This window comes from Klebsiella sp. 141153, from assembly GCF_032601995.1.
Taxonomy (GTDB): domain Bacteria; phylum Pseudomonadota; class Gammaproteobacteria; order Enterobacterales; family Enterobacteriaceae; genus Klebsiella; species Klebsiella aerogenes.
Window position 1 is genome coordinate 1 of the sequence record NZ_JAQIRJ010000045.1, and the last position, 303, is coordinate 303.

Annotated in this window: 1 rRNA gene; it reads right to left on the reverse strand. The window is 41.3% G+C overall.

Going from position 1 to position 303, the window contains the following annotated elements:
* Positions 1–233: 233 nt before the first annotated feature.
* Positions 234–303, reverse strand: a 16S ribosomal RNA gene (locus tag PGS10_RS24995); the annotation flags it as partial.

The following is a 303-nucleotide window of genomic DNA, read 5'->3' on the forward strand; positions in this document are numbered from 1 at the left end:
CAGGGCATCCACCGTGTACGCTTAGTCGCTTAACCTCACAACCCGAAGATGTTTCACTTCTGATTGCGAAAATTTGAGAGACTCGAACACACATTAACTGTGTGTCGTTTCAATTTTCAGCTTGATCCAGATTTTTAAAGAGCAAAATTTCACAATGCACTTAACAGTACATTTTGAAATTTATCATTTATCAAACAATCTGTGTGGACACTACAAAGGCAGGTTCTTTAAGGTAAGGAGGTGATCCAACCGCAGGTTCCCCTACGGTTACCTTGTTACGACTTCACCCCAGTCATGAATCAC